The 16,216-nt window shown below is 63.5% G+C and carries 12 protein-coding genes; 5 read left to right on the top strand and 7 right to left on the bottom strand.

Features of this window, described 5'->3' with window-relative positions:
* The first annotated feature begins 282 nt into the window (after positions 1-282).
* The gene (locus D906_RS24870) at positions 283-2,136 is read left to right on the top strand and encodes a sigma-54-dependent Fis family transcriptional regulator (RefSeq protein ID WP_019098112.1); all 1,854 of its coding nucleotides are present in this window, start codon (positions 283-285) and stop codon (positions 2,134-2,136) included.
* Between the two features lie 72 nt (positions 2,137-2,208).
* Here the strand turns inward: D906_RS24870 and accC are convergent, their stop codons facing one another.
* From accC to D906_RS24840, 6 genes are all read right to left on the bottom strand, one after another.
* Positions 2,209-3,564, bottom strand: coding sequence for an acetyl-CoA carboxylase biotin carboxylase subunit (gene accC, locus D906_RS24865; RefSeq protein ID WP_016715394.1), 1,356 nt, complete (start codon positions 3,562-3,564; stop codon positions 2,209-2,211).
* Positions 3,565-3,581: 17 nt separating this feature from the next.
* A complete protein-coding gene (accB, locus tag D906_RS24860; RefSeq protein WP_016715395.1) occupies positions 3,582-4,046 on the bottom strand; it encodes an acetyl-CoA carboxylase biotin carboxyl carrier protein in 465 nt (154 codons plus the stop codon).
* A gap of 99 nt (positions 4,047-4,145) precedes the next feature.
* The gene (gene aroQ, locus D906_RS24855) at positions 4,146-4,601 is read right to left on the bottom strand and encodes a type II 3-dehydroquinate dehydratase (RefSeq protein WP_003255330.1); all 456 of its coding nucleotides are present in this window, start codon (positions 4,599-4,601) and stop codon (positions 4,146-4,148) included.
* A 179-nt stretch (positions 4,602-4,780) separates the two neighbouring features.
* Entirely contained in the window at positions 4,781-6,553 is a 1,773-nt protein-coding gene (locus tag D906_RS24850; RefSeq protein WP_027615797.1) for a protein-disulfide reductase DsbD, read from the bottom strand.
* Positions 6,554-6,716: 163 nt separating this feature from the next.
* Positions 6,717-7,496, bottom strand: a complete 780-nt coding sequence (locus D906_RS27180; protein ID WP_371257974.1) for a methyl-accepting chemotaxis protein — start codon at positions 7,494-7,496, stop codon at positions 6,717-6,719.
* A 1,312-nt stretch (positions 7,497-8,808) separates the two neighbouring features.
* The gene (locus tag D906_RS24840; RefSeq protein WP_025754637.1) at positions 8,809-10,167 is read right to left on the bottom strand and encodes a diguanylate cyclase; all 1,359 of its coding nucleotides are present in this window, start codon (positions 10,165-10,167) and stop codon (positions 8,809-8,811) included.
* 248 nt (positions 10,168-10,415) lie between these two features.
* On the opposite strand from D906_RS24840, the gene D906_RS24835 reads away from it, so the two are divergent.
* From D906_RS24835 to speA, 4 genes are all read left to right on the top strand, one after another.
* Positions 10,416-11,483: a DUF2333 family protein gene (locus tag D906_RS24835; RefSeq protein ID WP_019097108.1), complete on the top strand. Its 1,068-nt coding sequence runs from the start codon at positions 10,416-10,418 to the stop codon at positions 11,481-11,483.
* Between the two features lie 2 nt (positions 11,484-11,485).
* Complete coding sequence (locus tag D906_RS24830; protein WP_019097109.1) at positions 11,486-12,022, top strand: NUDIX hydrolase; 537 nt, start codon at positions 11,486-11,488, stop codon at positions 12,020-12,022.
* A gap of 295 nt (positions 12,023-12,317) precedes the next feature.
* Complete coding sequence (locus D906_RS24825; RefSeq protein WP_025754639.1) at positions 12,318-12,689, top strand: translation initiation factor Sui1; 372 nt, start codon at positions 12,318-12,320, stop codon at positions 12,687-12,689.
* 151 nt (positions 12,690-12,840) lie between these two features.
* A complete protein-coding gene (gene speA / locus D906_RS24820) occupies positions 12,841-14,754 on the top strand; it encodes an arginine decarboxylase (RefSeq protein WP_097156186.1) in 1,914 nt (637 codons plus the stop codon).
* Positions 14,755-14,841: 87 nt separating this feature from the next.
* On the opposite strand, the gene D906_RS24815 is transcribed toward speA, so the two are convergent.
* Positions 14,842-16,179: an MATE family efflux transporter gene (locus D906_RS24815; RefSeq protein WP_025754640.1), complete on the bottom strand. Its 1,338-nt coding sequence runs from the start codon at positions 16,177-16,179 to the stop codon at positions 14,842-14,844.
* Positions 16,180-16,216 lie beyond the last annotated feature (37 nt).

Here is a 16,216-nt window from a genome sequence, read left to right as displayed (position 1 = left end):
GCGCACCTCGTATTTTTGTTTGCCAAGGCAGGAGCAAGCGCGGTGCCAGCTTTCTTTGATTTGGCTGAAATGGCCGGGCTAGAGGGCTTTGATTGCGTTCTGGCATGCCTTTGCCACGGTGCTGGCGAGACGCCGGGTGCCAGCGCCAGGCCGGCATTGCCGAGACGCTGAGACGCGGCGTCTCAAGCCAGCCGGTAATCACACAGTGCTTGTCGGGGCATGCCCAGAGGCGCTTAATGGCCAGACAACGATAAAAACAGCAACGAGAACCGGAGGGCCTGAATGCTTGCCGCGAACTCCCGAGCCCATGTCGACTGCGTCAGCAGGGTGTTGAAGAATGCCGACCGCCTGCCACAGGCGCCGGTGCCACCGCTGATCCTCGACTCCTGGCGCCGTTCCATGGAGCTGTACCGCCTCGACCCCGGGTCCCAGCAGGGGCCGCGTATCCTTTCTCAAAGCCTGCTCAACGAGTGCCGCGAACGCGCCGAACTGTTCCTGCGCATCGCCAGCGATGCTGTGGCACGCCTGCACGAGCGGGTACGCGGTGCCGACTACTGCGTACTGCTGACCGATGCCCAGGGGCGCACCATCGATTACCGGGTCGAGTCGGCCATCCGCAACGACTGCCGCAAGGCCGGGTTGTACCTGGGCACCTGCTGGTCGGAAGGCGAGGAGGGTACCTGCGGCGTGGCGGCGGTGTTGACCGCCAAGGCCCCGGTCACCGTGCACAAGCGAGACCACTTTCGCGCTGCGTTCATCGGCCTGACCTGCACGGCGGCACCGGTGTTCGACCCGCTTGGCGAGTTGTTGGGCGTGGTGGATGTGTCAGCCTTGCAGTCGCCAGATGACCGCCGTAGCCAGCATCTGATCCGCCAACTGGTGGAGCAGACCGCCCGCGAGATCGAAAACGCCTTTTTCATGCACAGTGCCCAAGGCCACTGGGTGATGCGCGCCCACGGCACGCCGGGTTATGTGGAAAGCCAGCCGGACTACCTGCTGGCCTGGGATGCCGATGGCCGCCTGCAGGCGATCAACAGCCTGGCCCGGCAACGGCTGGTGGAGCGCCTGGGGCGCTTGCCCGAGCATATTGGTGAGCTGTTCGACATTGACCAGCTACGCCGGGTGAGCGCGTCGTCGGCCCAGCGCCTGCCGGGTCTGGGGGGGCTGTATGGTCGGGTCAGCGCCCCACGGCAACGCCAGCGCGCGCAGCCGTTGCGCCAGGCCCAGGACGCACGCATCGAACAGCACCTGCGCCTGGCCACGCGGGTCAAGGACTGCAATCTGGCGGTACTGGTGCAAGGTGAGACCGGGGCTGGCAAAGAAGTGTTCGCCCGCCAACTGCACCAGCAAAGCCAGCGCCGGGATGGCCCGTTCGTCACGCTGAACTGTGCGGCCATTCCGGAAAGCCTGATCGAGAGCGAGCTGTTTGGCTACGTGGCTGGAGCCTTTACCGGGGCCTCCAGCAAAGGCATGCAAGGGCTGTTGCAGCAGGCCGATGGCGGCACGCTGTTCCTCGATGAAATCGGCGACATGCCGCTGAACCTGCAAACGCGCCTGCTGCGGGTGCTGGCCGAGGGTGAAGTGGCGCCGTTGGGCGCCGCGCGGCGTGAGCGTGTGGACATCCAGGTGATCTGCGCCACTCATCGCGACCTGGCCGCGATGGTTGAGGACGGGCGTTTTCGTGAAGACCTGTACTTCCGCCTGGCCAATGCCCGCTTCGAGTTGCCGCCGCTGCGGGAACGTGAGGATCGGTTGGGGTTGATTCATCAGCTGCTGGCCGAGGAGGCCGATGCGTGTGCTGTCGAGGTGGTGTTGGCCGATGATGCGCTGCAAGCATTGCTGGTTTACCGTTGGCCGGGAAACTTGCGCCAGCTGCGGCAGGTGTTGCGCTATGCCTGCGCGGTGAGTGAAGGCGGGCAGGTGCAATTGCAGGACTTGCCGCAAGAGGTGCGCGGTGAAGCGGTTGCTTCGCCTGAAAGCAGCGTGTCTTGCCCGGCCCGGCAGTTGTTGCTGGATGCACTGATCCGCCATCGCTGGAAACCGGCCGATGCGGCGCGGGCGTTGGGGATATCGCGGGCGACGCTGTATCGGCGGGTGCATGAGCACCGCATCGAAATGCCGCGCATGAAGGGATAGGCCCTCAGGCCCTGGCAGGCAATAAAAAACCCCGGCACAAGGCCGGGGTTTTTGGTGCATCACACTACTCGATCAATGCTCGTTGGCCAGCTTGTGTTCGAGGTAATGAATGTTGACGCCGCCTTTGCAGAAACCTTCATCACGCACCAGGTCGCGGTGCAGTGGGATGTTGGTCTTGATGCCGTCGACGACGATCTCGTCCAGTGCATTGCGCATGCGTGCCATGGCTTCGTCGCGGTCCTTGCCGTAGGTGATCAGCTTGCCGATCAGCGAGTCGTAGTTCGGCGGAACCGAATAACCGCTGTACAGGTGCGAATCGACGCGTACGCCGTTGCCGCCTGGTGCGTGGAAGTGCTTCACCTTGCCTGGGCTCGGGATGAACTTCTTCGGGTCTTCGGCGTTGATACGGCATTCCAGCGAGTGGCCACGAATCACCACGTCTTCCTGGCGGTACGACAGCTTGTTGCCAGCGGCGATGCTCAGCATCTCCTTGACGATGTCGATACCGGTCACCATCTCGGACACCGGGTGCTCAACCTGCACACGGGTGTTCATCTCGATGAAGTAGAAGCGGCCGTTTTCGTACAGGAACTCGAACGTACCCGCACCACGGTAGCCGATCTCGATGCACGCATCGACGCAACGCTTGAACACTTCCTGGCGGGCTTTCTCGTCGATGCCCGGGGCTGGTGCTTCTTCCAGCACCTTCTGGTGACGGCGCTGCAGCGAGCAGTCACGGTCGCCCAGGTGAATGGCGTTGCCCTGGCCGTCGGACAGTACCTGCACTTCCACGTGGCGTGGGTTGGTCAGGAACTTCTCCAGGTACACCATCGGGTTGCCGAAGGCTGCACCGGCTTCGGTACGGGTGAGCTTGGCCGAGGCAATCAGGTCCTCTTCCTTGTGCACCACGCGCATGCCGCGACCACCACCACCACCGGCGGCCTTGATGATCACCGGGTAACCGACGTCACGGGCAATCGCCAGGGCGACTTCTTCGTCTTCCGGCAGCGGGCCATCGGAGCCCGGTACGGTCGGTACGCCCGACTTGATCATCGCGTCCTTGGCCGAAACCTTGTCGCCCATCAGGCGAATGGTGTCGGCTTTCGGGCCGATGAAGGCGAAACCGGATTTTTCAACCTGCTCGGCGAAGTCGGCGTTTTCTGCCAGGAAGCCGTAGCCCGGGTGAATCGCGGTGGCGCCGGTGACTTCGGCGGCAGCGATGATTGCCGGGATATGCAGGTAGGAATCCTTGGACGATGCAGGGCCGATGCAGACCGACTCGTCTGCCAGGCCCAGGTGCATCAGTTCACGGTCGGCGGTGGAGTGCACAGCGACGGTTTTGATGCCCAGCTCTTTGCAGGCACGCAGGATCCGCAGGGCAATTTCCCCACGGTTGGCGATCAGGACTTTTTCGAGCTTCCCAGACATCGTTGGCTCTCCGCGACTCAAACGACGGTGAACAGCGGCTGGTCGAACTCAACCGGCTGGCCGTCTTCTACCAGGATGGCGTCGATGACACCGCCAACATCGGCTTCGATGTGGTTCATCATCTTCATGGCTTCGACGATGCACAGGGTGTCGCCTTTCTTCACGGTCTGGCCCACTTCAGCGAAGTTCGGCGAGGTCGGAGAAGGCTTGCGGTAGAAGGTACCTACCATTGGCGAGCGGATCACGGTGCCTTTCAGGGCCGGGGCGGCGGCGGCGGCTTCGGCGGCTGGAGCGGCAGCGGCAACCGGGGCGGCAACAGGTGCAGCAGCGGCTACCGGAGCCGGTGCGAAGTACTGTTGGGCAGCCGGGGTTTTGCTGTGACGGCTGATACGGACCGACTCTTCGCCTTCCTTGATCTCCAGTTCGTCGATGCCAGACTCTTCCAGCAGCTCGATCAGTTTCTTGACTTTACGGATATCCATTAATCATCAACTCCCAAAGGTTCGGTCAGGGGGCGAAATACAAAAAAACGTAACTGAACGTTTCTCTAGAACCCTGGCCCTCTGAGGCCAGGGTTTTCATCATTTGGGCTGTGCGTTGGCAGCCAGTTGTTCCAGCGCGGACTCCAGGGCCAGGCGATAACCGCTGGCGCCCAGGCCGCAGATCACCCCTACGGCAACATCGGAAAAGTAGGAGTGGTGACGGAACGGTTCGCGTTTGTGCACGTTGGACAGGTGCACTTCGATGAATGGGATGCTCACCGCAAGCAATGCGTCACGTAATGCGACGCTTGTGTGGGTGAAAGCAGCCGGATTGATCAGGATGAAGTCCACACCCTCGTTGCGTGCGGCGTGAATACGATCGATCAGTTCGTACTCGGCATTGCTCTGCAGGTATTGCAAATGGTGGCCTGCGGCGCGGGCACGTTGCTCCAGGTCCTGGTTGATCTGGGCCAGGGTCACGGCGCCGTAGTGGCCTGGCTCGCGGGTACCGAGCAGGTTGAGGTTGGGGCCGTGGAGCACCAGTAGCGTTGCCATCTGCGGATTCCTTGGATTTGTAGGGCAATTCGACACAGCGCGGCGAGTGTGCCGCAAAGCGACGGCAGGTGTCCAGTTCCCGGCAGTAGCCAGCACGATGTCCGAGATTCGCGCGAAGTATGTGACCAAATACTTAAATCTGGTCACCTATTTCAGGATTTTTCCCGGCACGGGGGAAGTTATAGACCGACTTTCCCGCGCACGCGTGTCAGAATTTGCGCAAATTCACCGGCGTTTATCTCGCCAATCACCCGATCGGCGGTCATTTCGCTGCCGTTCGCGGCAAAGAAGAGCAAGGCGGGGGGGCCGAACAGCTGATAGCGGTCGAGCAGCGTGCGTTGCTCGGCATTGCTCTCGGTGATGTCGAAACGCAGCAACTTGAAGCCGGTCAGCTGCGTTTGCACCTGTGGCGCGTTCAGCACTTCATGCTCGATCACTTTGCAGCTGATGCACCAGTCGGCGTACCAGTCCAGCAGCACGGGCTGGCCTGCCGCCTTGGCCTGGGCCAGCGCCGCGTCCAGTGCGGCGGGAGTGGTGATGGTTTGCCAGGCATCCACCTTTGCCGCCGGGCTGTCGCCACTGACCGCCAGTGTTGCAACCGGCAGCGGGCGCAGCGGGTCGCCTTGGCCACTCAGCGCGCCATACCAGCAAGCCAGGGCGTAGACCAGCAAGCCCAGGCCCAGCAGTTGGGCCAGGCGCTGGCGTGCGCTTTTTACAACGAACTCCAGGGCGCCGAGGAACAGCGCCACGCCAGCGGCGAGGAAACCGACCAGCAGCAAGGTAAGCGGGCCCGGCAGCACGCGGCTGAGCAAGCCGATGGCCAGCCCCAGCAGCAGGACACCGATGGCGTTTTTCACGGTATTCATCCAAGGGCCGCTTTTGGGCAGCCAGGCTGCGCCACCGGTGGCTACCAACAGCAATGGCGCGCCCATGCCGAGGCCCAGGGCAAACAGCTTGAGCGCGCCGCCCACGGCATCGCCGCTGGCGCTGATGTACAGCAGGGCACCGGCCAAGGGGGCGGATACGCACGGCGAAACCAGCAGGCTGGAAAGCACGCCGAGCACGGCCGCGCCGAGCAGCGAGCCACCCTTGGTGTGGTTGGCGACGTTGTTCAGGCGGTTGCTCAGGGCCTGCGGCAGCTTGATTTCGAACAGGCCGAACATGGCCAGGGCGAACACCACGAAGAACAGCGCGAACGGCACCAGCACCCAGGCCGATTGCAGACGGGTCTGCAGGTTAAGGCCGGCACCGAACAGGCCCATCAGCGCGCCGAGTACGGCGAAGCTGGCCGCCATCGGCAGCACGTAGGCCAGCGATAGAGCGAGCCCGCGCAGGCCGCCGACCTGGCCACGCAGCACCACGCCAGACAGGATCGGCAGCATCGGCAGCACGCACGGGGTGAAGGTCAGGCCAACCCCGGCAAGGAAGAACAGCAGCAGTGATTTCCAGTTCCAGGCGTGTTCGGCAGCGCCCGGCGTATTTGCGCCGCTTTCGCCATCGATGCTCAGGCGTTCGGTTTCCGGTGGGTAGCACAGGCCCTTGTCGGCGCAGCCCTGGTAGCCCACCAGCAGGGTGAAGGCACGCGGGTCGGTGCGCGGCAGTTCGATGTCGACCACGCCGTGATAAACCTCGACGTCGCCGAAAAACTCATCGTGCTTGGCCTCGCCTTTGGGGATGTTTGGCGTGCCCAGGGCAATGTCGGCCGGCTCGGTGCGGAACTGGAAGCGGTGGCGGTAAAGGTAGTAGCCCTCGGTGGCGACGAAGCGCAGCTTGAGGGTGTGTGCGTCGGCCTGGATCAGGCTGAGCTTGAAGGCCTCGTGCACCGGCAGGAAGTCGGCATTATTGGACAGCGAAGCGGCCCCGAGGGTGGCGCTGGGGCGGTTGTCGAGCAGGCCCGTGGCGAAGGCAGGGCTGGCCAGCAGCAGGAACAGCAGGAAAAACAGGCGGCGCATGGCGGACTCGCGAGGTGGAACGTGCCGGCATGATAGCGGAGTTGGTGGAGGATGGGGCCAGCTGGGCTTGCCATGACATTTTTAGTGCCTGGGAGATCGAGCGCCGCGCGGGCGGCGCTCGATCTCCCAGGCACTGCACATGTCAGGGCGAGCACCCGCCAGCTCAGACTCTGAACGCCCGCACCGTCCGGTTCAGCTCGCCGCCCAGGCTCAGCAACTGCTCCCCTTGCTCACGCCCCTCGCCAATGCGCTGCAGGTTGTCCTCACCCAACTCATGAATGCGTTCACTGTGGTCACGAATCTCACTCACCGCGCCGCTCTGCTGCGCCGTGACATCGGCAATCCGCACGGCGGTATCCGAGATGGTGCGAATGGCGCAGACAATCTCGTCCAGCGCGCCATCTGCCGCTTGGGCCTGGTTGGCTGTGGCCTCGGCATGCTCAAGCTGCGCACGCATCCCTGCTACCGAACTTCTCGCGGCTTGCTGCAGGCGGTCGATCAGTGCCTGAATCTCGCCGGTAGCCCCCGTGGTGCGTTGCGCCAGCGAGCGCACTTCATCGGCTACCACGGCAAAGCCACGGCCCATCTCACCCGCACGCGCCGCTTCGATGGCGGCGTTCAGCGCCAGCAGGTTGGTTTGCTCGGCAATCGAGCGGATCACCGTCAGCACCCCGCCGATGGTGGCCGACTCTTCCGCCAGTTGCTCGATCATGCGGGCGTTGCCTTGCACTTCATCAACCAGTTCACGCAAACCTGACAGGCTCTGGCCGATCACCGCCTGGCCTTGCTCCACCGCACGCCCGGCGTCGCGGCTGGCGTCGGCGGCGGCGCTGGCATCACCTGCCACTTGCTGGATGGTCGCTTCCAGTTCGCCCAGTGCGTCGCGGATCTGCCCGGTATCGCCCGCCTGGCGTTCGGCGCCGTCGTGCAGGGCGGCGCTCATGCCGGCCAGCGCGTGGCTGCTGCCCGCCACTTGCTCGGCGTTGTGGCGGATGGTGCCTACCAGTTCCACCAGGTACTGGCGCAGGCGGTTGAGCGATTCCTGGATGTCGCGCAGTTCGCGGTTGGTCTTGCCCAGGGCGATACCTTGGGCGAAGTCGCCTTCGGCCCACCGTGACAAGGCGGGTGCCAGGCCGGTGAGGGTACGCGTCAGGCGGCGCTGCAGGGTGTCGATCAACAAGGCGATCAGCAGGATCAAGCCAATCATCAAACCCTGGATGATGCGCACCTCGGCGGCAATTTTCGCATGCTGGCCACGCACTTCGGGTTCCAATGCTGCAATGGCTAGCTGCACGGCCTCAAGGCGTTGATTAGTGCTGGCGGCCAGGGCGCCGCGGCGTTCGATCTGTTCGCGGGTACGCTGCAATTCAGCCGGGTAGCGGCTCAGCAGGCTTTGCAGTTCACGCTTTAGGCCAACCGCGATGTCTTCCTGCTGGGCATTGGCCTGGGTCTCAAGGCCCATCATCGCGGCGAAGTCGTCGGCACCGGACTCGGCGGCGCGGGTTACGCCAAGCAAGGGCAAGGCATCGATGGCTTGAGCCTGGGCGCGGATCCGTTGCAGCTCGCGCTCCACCTCGTCGGCAAGCTCCGGGCGGCCGCTATTGACCAGTTTGTCCCGGGCCAGCGAAAGGCGGCTCAGGTGCACAGCGGCATCGAGCAATGGCAACAGGTAGCGGTTGGCATCGGCGTTGCCGCTGTCGCGAGCGTAGCCGGCCAGTTGTTCGACGTTAGCCCCCAGCTCCCGCTCGGCCTGCAGCAGCAGGGCTTGTGGGTCGCCGGCCAGCTTGCCAGCGGCCAGCAACTCATTGGCGGTGAAGGCCTGCAGGCTGTCCAGGCTTGGGCGTAATGTGTCGGCCAGCTCAACGGGCCATTCGGCCAGGGCGGCCTGCAGCTGCTGGTTGGCCTCCATGGCGGCGGCATGGCGCAGGGCGTCGCCGCTGGCCAGGTACGCCTGGATGTTGCGTGCCGCCAGGTTCTGAAACTGCTGGGACAGGCCCAGGTAACGCTCCATCATCTGGTAGGGGCGCTCGAGGGCGCGCTGCGACCACCACAAGGTGGCGCCCAAGGCGAGGCACACGGTCACCAGCAACAGGGTGTTGAAATTGGTCAGCCACTTCAGGCGCATAGCCGCGAACTTCCTGCGCAGGGGAGTAGAGGTAGGCGCCTGAAGTTATTGCGATTTTGTGACCGGGTGATGACGACAAGGGGCTGGCCTCAGAAAAAAAGTGGCACAGTGCCTGTACTGGTGAAACTGGTCAGGGTTCTACACGCACTACACAGTTGCGCCCGGCATGCTTGGCCCGGTACAACGCCTCGTCCGCCGCACTGGCCATGGTCAGCGCATCGAGCCCGTCATCCAGCTGCACCACACCTGCACTGAACGTGCACTGCAAATCCCGGGGTTGTGCCGGGTAGAGAATTTCGGCAAAGCGCCGGCGGATTTCGTCCAGCACCCTGTGTGCTGCGTCCAGCGCGGTGTTGGGCATGACAATGGCGAACTCCTCGCCGCCGTAGCGGCCGATGAAGTCAGTCTTGCGCAAACGCTGCTTGAGAAACAGGGCCAGGCTCTTGATCACCCGGTCGCCCATGGGGTGGCCATGGCGGTCGTTGATCTTCTTGAAATGGTCGATGTCGAGCATGGCAAAGCTCAACGGTTGCTGCTCACGGCGGGCGCGGAAGCTGCAGTCTTCAAGCAGTTGCAGGATGTGGGTGTGGTTGTACAGCCCGGTCAGGCTGTCGCGCACCATTCGCGCCTTCAGGTGCCGGGCACGGGCGGCGCGGTTGCGCACGGTGGTGATCAGGTGGCGTGAGCGAAACGGTTTGGTCAGGAAGTCATCCCCGCCTTCGCTCATGGCGTCCAGCTGTTTGTCCAGGTCGTCTTCGGCTGACAGGTAGATAATCGGCACGCTCACGTAGCGGTCGCTGTGGCGAATCACCTTGGCCAGCTCCGGGCCGGTACAGGCTGGCATGTACAGGTCGAGAATGATCAGGTCGGGCTGGAAGTCGGCAAGCTCCGCCATGGTAAGGATCGGATCGGTCAGGCTGCGGGTTACCATACCGGCACCGGCCAGCACGCGCTCGGTGTACAGGGCCTGGGTGCGTGAGTCGTCGATGATCAGCACGCGCAGCGGGTCTTGCTGGGTGATGTGGGTCAGCAGTTCGACTTTTTCCAGCAGGCTGGAAGCCTCCAGGCTGCCGGTGAGAAAGTCCTGGCCACCCGCGCGCACGGCGGCCAGGCGGGTCGGGGTATCGGCTTCGTGGTGGCTGAAGAACAGCAGCGGAACAGGTTGCGCCAGCGCCTGCTGCACCTGGGCGGCCAGCAGCAAGCCTTGGCCAGCGCCGGTGAAGTCGACGTCCATGATGATGGCCGAGGGTGGGTACTCGCTGATCGAAGCGCAGAGCGCCGCAGCGCTGGGCAGCGCTTGCACCACCAGGCCGAAGAATTCCAACTGCTGGGCCAGGCGCTGGGCACGCTCGTGGTCCTGCAGCAGGATGTACACCGGTTTTCGCAGGGGCGGCAGCAGCACCTGGTCGAGCGGGTCATCCTTGCGCAGGCCGCTACGCGTCGCCTGTTGGGCGGGGCACTGCGGGCTCGGCTCGACTGCTTTGCTCATGTCCTGGCTACTTATAGGTTGGGATGTGCAGGGGCAATGATGGCTCTATGCTAGCAGTTCTTTCCGAATACGTGAGTGCCCTGCATCAACAAAGCGGCCAGAACGAATATTCAGTTGCTGACCGATTGGTCGCTTATGCGTACGGTGGTGTCTGCTTTATAGTGCTGCCACACGGGCTTGCCGTGGCACCCTGGCGCAGGCCTGTGGTCCAAGCCCCTGAACCGTCGTGACTGATTAAGGACAAAGCCATGCTGGACTGGAAAAACCGCGAGGCCAAAGCCGAGCCCCGCGAGCGTGTCGATGGCCGCGGCGCTGCTGCCCGTAGCTACCTTGGCGGCCTTTGGAGCCGTGCCCTGGGGACCCTGATCGGGTTGTACCTGCTGGTGTGTATCGGCCTGGGCTGGTACTGGAGCCAGGAGCCTGCGCTGTTCCCGGTGCAGCAGAATGCCCAAGCCGCTGCCGAGCGCACCGGCCAGCAGATGGTGGTGGGTTATACCACCCTCGAAACCCTCAAGACCGTGGCCGGCACCTTGCTGAACAAGCCGGGCGGCTACATTTCCAACGACCGCTTCCCGCCCGGGCTGTGGATGGACAACATGCCGAGCTGGGAATACGGCGTTCTGGTCCAGGTCCGCGACCTGTCCCGCGCCCTGCGCAAGGACTTTGCCCGTTCGCAGTCGCAGTCCACCGAGGACGCCGACCTGGCCAAGGCCGAGCCGCGCTTCAACTTCGACAACAAGAGCTGGATCTTGCCATCGAGCGAGTCGGAGTTCGAAGAGGGCATCAAGTCGCTGACCCGCTACCAGACCCGTCTGGCTGCCGGCGACAAGGGCGCGATCTTCTACACCCGTGCCGACAACCTGAACAACTGGCTGGGTGACGTGGCTACCCGTCTGGGGTCGCTGTCGCAGCGCCTGTCGGCCAGCGTTGGCCGGGTGAAGCTGAACACCACGCTGAAGACCGAGTCGGTGGTTGCCGGCCAGGCGCCGCAGGTGGACGAAGAGCTGGTGGAAACCCCATGGCTGCAGATCGACAACGTGTTCTACGAAGCCCGTGGCCAGGCCTGGGCGCTGTCGCACCTGCTGCGCGCCATCGAGGTGGACTTTGCCGACGTGCTGGCGAAGAAGAACGCCACGGTCAGCGTGCGTCAGATCATTCGTGAGCTGGAAGCCTCGCAAGAGCCGCTGTGGAGCCCGATGGTGCTCAATGGCAGTGGTTTCGGCATGTGGGCCAACCACTCGCTGGTCATGGCCAACTACATTTCCCGGGCTAACGCTGCGGTCATCGACCTGCGTCAGCTGCTGTCGCAGGGTTGATAATGGCCATCAGCCCAAACGAGGCCGCCCACCGGGCGGCTTCCGACCGCGAACAGGTCACCTGGGTGGACGAAGCCGACCAGGTGCTTGGAGCGTTGCCCCGCGCCGAACTGCGCGAGCGGGGTTTGATCGGGCGTTGCACGTTTATTCTGCTGTTCAATAGCGCCGGTGAGTTGTGCGTGCACCGGCGGACCTTGAGCAAAGCGCTGTACCCGGGGTACTGGGATGTGGCGGCGGGCGGCATGGTGACAGCCGGTGAGGGTTATGCCGAATCGGCGGCGCGTGAGCTGGCCGAGGAGTTGGGAATTGAAGGGGTGGAGCTGCGGTTTCACGAGCGGTTCTATTTTGACCAGCCCGACAACCGGTTGTGGTGTGCGGTGTATTCGGCGGTGTCGGATGCGCCGTTGCGCTTGCAGCCGGAGGAAGTGATCGAGGCGCGCTTTGTCAGCCTTGAGCTGGCTGAAGAGGAAAGCCTGACCAAGCTATATTGCCCGGACTCTTTGGCGGCGTTGCAGCGCTATAAGGCCAGCCTGGGATAGCTGATTTGGTTGTGCCGGCCCTTTCGCGGGCACGCCCGCTCCCACAGGATTGTGCAGTGTTCAGAGCGGTGCCGAACCTCTAGGAGCGGGCGTGCCCGCGAATAGTCGCAAAACATTCGTAAAATGCCGCAATCCAGTACTTAGCAATCGCCTTTTTTATCGTTACACTGCGCGCCCTTTTCGGGCTGTCGCAGGATCTTGCGGCAGTAGCGCCGCCCCTGCCAGAGTGGGGCTTCGCGGTCGGCCTCTACCCCAAGGCACGACCAGTTTTTGTCCTCAGCACAGAGGAACAAAAGTGGCCAAGAAAGCTTCTTCCTTTTCCGCCCTTGGCGGTCTCGTGTACTCCACCGATGCCGGTCGACACTGCCCCGACTGTGGCCAGCCGGTGGACGCCTGCATTTGCAAGCAACAAATCATCCCCGAAGGCGATGGCATTGCCCGTGTGCGCCGTGAGAGCAAAGGCCGTGGCGGCAAGACCGTGACCACCGTCACCGGCGTGCCGCTGCCGCTCGACCAGCTCAAGGAGCTGGCGACCACGCTCAAGCGTCGCTGTGGTACCGGTGGTGCCCTGAAGGATGGGGTGATCGAGATCCAGGGCGACCATGTCGAGCTGTTGATCGGCGAGCTGACCAAACAGGGTTTCAAGGCGAAAAAGTCCGGCGGCTGAGGCCATCGCGCGATTTTTTGCCCAGCGCTTTCTAAACTCGTTCCCGTGGTCAAGGTCTATGCCTGAGCACGGATGAATCGTCATTTTCAGCTTTTACACTCGCTCCGCTGCCTGCGGGGCAGTGTCTTCGACTTATCTATAGGGGACTTGAATGTCCGTACGACGCACACGCAAAGACGATGGTAGCCAATGGACCGTGGCCGACAGCCGCAGTGTTTATGGCATCCGCCATTGGGGCGCTGGTTATTTCGCCATCAATGAAGCCGGGCGCGTCGAAGTGCGCCCCAACGGCCCCAAGAGCGCGCCGATGGACCTGTTCGAGCAGGTCGACGAACTGCGCCAGAGCGGCCTGTCGCTGCCCCTGTTGGTACGCTTCCCCGACATTCTGCAGGACCGCGTTCGCCAGCTGACCGGCGCGTTCGACGCCAACATCGCACGCCTGGAATACCAGAGCAAGTACACCGCGCTGTACCCGATCAAGGTCAACCAGCAAGAAGCGGTGGTGGAAAACATCATCGCCACGCAGAACGTTTCGATTGGCCTGGAAGCCGGCTCCAAGCCCGAGCTGCTGGCCGTGCTGGCACTGGCGCCAAAGGGCGGCACCATCGTCTGCAACGGCTACAAGGACCGCGAGTTCATCCGCCTGGCCCTGATGGGCCAGAAGCTGGGCCACAACGTGTTCATCGTCATCGAGAAAGAGTCGGAAGTGGCTCTGGTAATCGAAGAAGCCGCCGAGCTCAAGGTGAAACCCCAGGTCGGCCTGCGCGTGCGCCTGTCGTCGCTGGCTTCGAGCAAGTGGGCCGACACCGGTGGTGAAAAGTCCAAGTTCGGTTTGTCTGCCGCGCAGTTGCTCTCCGTGGTACAGCGCTTCCGCGATGCTGGCCTGGACCAGGGCATCCGCCTGCTGCACTTCCACATGGGCTCGCAGATCGCCAACCTGGCTGACTACCAGCACGGCTTCAAGGAAGCCATCCGTTACTACGGCGAGCTGCGTGCGCTGGGCCTGCCGGTGGACCACATCGACGTTGGCGGTGGCCTGGGCGTGGACTACGACGGTACCCACTCGCGCAATGCCAGTTCCATCAACTACGACATGGACGACTATGCCGGCGTGGTAGTGGGCATGCTCAAGGAGTTCTGCGACGCGCAGGGCCTGCCGCACCCGCACATCTTCTCCGAGAGTGGCCGTTCGTTGACCGCGCACCACGCCATGTTGGTGATTCAGGTCACCGACGTCGAGAAACACAACGACGACGTGCCGACCATCGAGAACAAGGAAGCCCTGCCCGAGACCGTGCAGTGGCTGGTCGACCTGCTGGGCCCGACCGACATCGAGATGGTGACCGAGACTTACTGGCGCGCCACCCACTACATGGGTGACGTGGCGGCGCAGTATGCTGATGGCAAGATCACCCTGAGCGAGAAAGCCCTGGCCGAGCAGTGCTACTTTGCCGTGTGCCGCCGCCTGCACAACTCGCTCAAGGCCCGCCAGCGCTCGCACCGCCAGGTACTGGACGAGCTGAACGACAAGCTCGCCGACAAGTACATCTGCAACTTCTCGGTGTTCCAGAGCCTGCCGGACACCTGGGCCATCGGCCAGGTGCTGCCGATCATCCCGCTGCACCGCCTGGACGAAGAGCCGATGCGCCGCGCGGTGCTGCAGGACCTGACCTGCGACTCCGACGGCAAGATCAACCAGTACGTCGACGAGCAGAGCATCGAGACCAGCATGCCGGTGCATGCGGTGAAAGAGGGCGAGGACTACTTGCTGGGCGTGTTCCTGGTGGGTGCCTACCAGGAAATCCTGGGGGACATGCACAACCTGTTCGGTGATACCGACTCGGTGAACATCTACCAGAATGCCGATGGCAGCGTGTATCACGCCGGTATTGAAACCCACGACACCATCGAAGACATGCTGCGCTATGTGCACTTGTCGCCGGAGGAGTTGATGACCCACTACCGCGACAAGGTGGCCAGTGCCAAGATCACTGCGCGGGAGCGGACCCAGTTCCTGGATGCGTTGCGTCTTGGGTTGACCCGGTCTTCGTACCTGTCGTCTTGAGTGGTGTAGCGCCTAGTCAATCGAGCGCCGCCCGGGCGGCGCTCGATCTCAAAGGCGCCGCAACTCCCACGACATACCCTGCCCGCATCACTCAAACCACTTACCTTTCTGCTCTAACCGCCACCCCACCCACCCCAACGTCACCGCCCGCAACGCCATGAACCCGAGAAACGCCAACCACAACCCGTGGTTGCCAAACCCGCTCATGCCCACCGCCACCGGCAGTGCAATCAGCACCGACACCAACATCGCATTGCGCATCTCCCGCGCCCGGGTCGCACCGATGAACAAACCGTCCAGCAAATAACTCCACACCGCAATCAACGGCAGCAATGCCAGGTACGGCAGGTACGGGTAAGCCGCCGCCCGCACGCTCTCGATATCGGTCTGTAAGTCAATAAACAGGTGCCCACCCAGCAAGAACAACCCGGCAAACCCAAGGCTGGTAATCAGCGACCAGCCACAGGCCACCACCAGCGAGCGGCGCAGGGTATCCCGGTCGCGGGCGCCGATGGCGTGGCCGCACAGGGCTTCGACCGCATGCGCCAGGCCGTCGAGCGCGTAGGCGGTCAACAGCAGGCCGTTAAGCAGCAGGGCGTTGGCCGCCACGGTGGCCTCGCCCAGGCGTGCGCCTTGTACGGTAATCAGCAGGAACACCAGTTGCAGCGCCAGGCTGCGCAGGAAGATGTCGCGGTTGACCGACAGCAGCGGTCGCCAGGCCTGCCAGCGTTTGAGCGCTGGCCACACGATCTGCCCTGGGTAAGCCCGCAGCGCCGGGCGGGTCAGGGACAGGCCGAGCAGGGCAGCACTCCATTCTGCAATCACCGAGGCCCGCGCCGAACCCAGCACCCCCCAGTCCAGCCCCAGGACGAACCACAGGTTCAGGATGATGTTCAGCAGGTTGGTGGTCAGCAGGATGGCCAGCGGTGCCCGGGCGTTCTGGGTGCCCAGGAACCAGCCGACCAGCGCGTAGCTGGCCAGTGCTGCGGGCAGGCCAAGCAGGCGGGTATGAAAGAAGCCTTCAGTGGATTGCTGAAGGGCGGCGCTGGGTTGCATCGCCTGCAGTGCCAGCTGGCTGAACGGCAGGGCCAGCAGGCCAATCAGCAGGGCGAAGCCGACCGCCAGCAGCAACCCTTGCACCAGTACCTGGCGCAGCGCTGCACCGTCACCTCGACCAGCGGCCTGTGCGGCGAAACCGGTGGAGCCCATGCGCAGGAAGCCCATCAGGCCGACCATGAAGGTGAACAGCGTGGCGCCCACGGCCACGGCGCCCAGCTGGTGGGCGTGGGGGAGGTGGCCGATGACCGTGCTGTCGACCAGGGCTACCAGCGGCACAGAGATGTTGGACAGGATCATCGGCGCGGCCAATGCCCAGACCTTTCGGTGAGTGAGGCGGTGGCGCCAGTCGGTGGTCAGTTGCGACATTGCAGTCCTTGGTAAGTCGGGGGCGCGAAGCGGCCCT

It is taken from the genome of Pseudomonas sp. LAIL14HWK12:I1, from assembly GCF_003202095.1.
GTDB lineage: Bacteria > Pseudomonadota > Gammaproteobacteria > Pseudomonadales > Pseudomonadaceae > Aquipseudomonas > Aquipseudomonas monteilii.
The sequence above is the reverse complement of the archived record's forward strand: the minus strand, read 5'-3'. Positions and strand labels throughout refer to the sequence as shown.

Excerpts from the sequence above, each read along its gene's own strand:
- D906_RS24870 (WP_019098112.1), top strand. The coding sequence starts at position 283 with ATGCTTGCCGCGAACTCCCGAGCCCATGTCGACTGCGTCAGCAGGGTG.
- accC (WP_016715394.1), bottom strand. The coding sequence starts at position 3,564 with ATGTCTGGGAAGCTCGAAAAAGTCCTGATCGCCAACCGTGGGGAAATT.
- accB (WP_016715395.1), bottom strand. The coding sequence starts at position 4,046 with ATGGATATCCGTAAAGTCAAGAAACTGATCGAGCTGCTGGAAGAGTCT.
- aroQ (WP_003255330.1), bottom strand. The coding sequence starts at position 4,601 with ATGGCAACGCTACTGGTGCTCCACGGCCCCAACCTCAACCTGCTCGGT.
- D906_RS24850 (WP_027615797.1), bottom strand. The coding sequence starts at position 6,553 with ATGCGCCGCCTGTTTTTCCTGCTGTTCCTGCTGCTGGCCAGCCCTGCC.
- D906_RS27180 (WP_371257974.1), bottom strand. The coding sequence starts at position 7,496 with ATGAGCGCCGCCCTGCACGACGGCGCCGAACGCCAGGCGGGCGATACC.
- D906_RS24840 (WP_025754637.1), bottom strand. The coding sequence starts at position 10,167 with ATGAGCAAAGCAGTCGAGCCGAGCCCGCAGTGCCCCGCCCAACAGGCG.
- D906_RS24835 (WP_019097108.1), top strand. The coding sequence starts at position 10,416 with ATGCTGGACTGGAAAAACCGCGAGGCCAAAGCCGAGCCCCGCGAGCGT.
- D906_RS24830 (WP_019097109.1), top strand. The coding sequence starts at position 11,486 with ATGGCCATCAGCCCAAACGAGGCCGCCCACCGGGCGGCTTCCGACCGC.
- speA (WP_097156186.1), top strand. The coding sequence starts at position 12,841 with ATGTCCGTACGACGCACACGCAAAGACGATGGTAGCCAATGGACCGTG.
- D906_RS24815 (WP_025754640.1), bottom strand. The coding sequence starts at position 16,179 with ATGTCGCAACTGACCACCGACTGGCGCCACCGCCTCACTCACCGAAAG.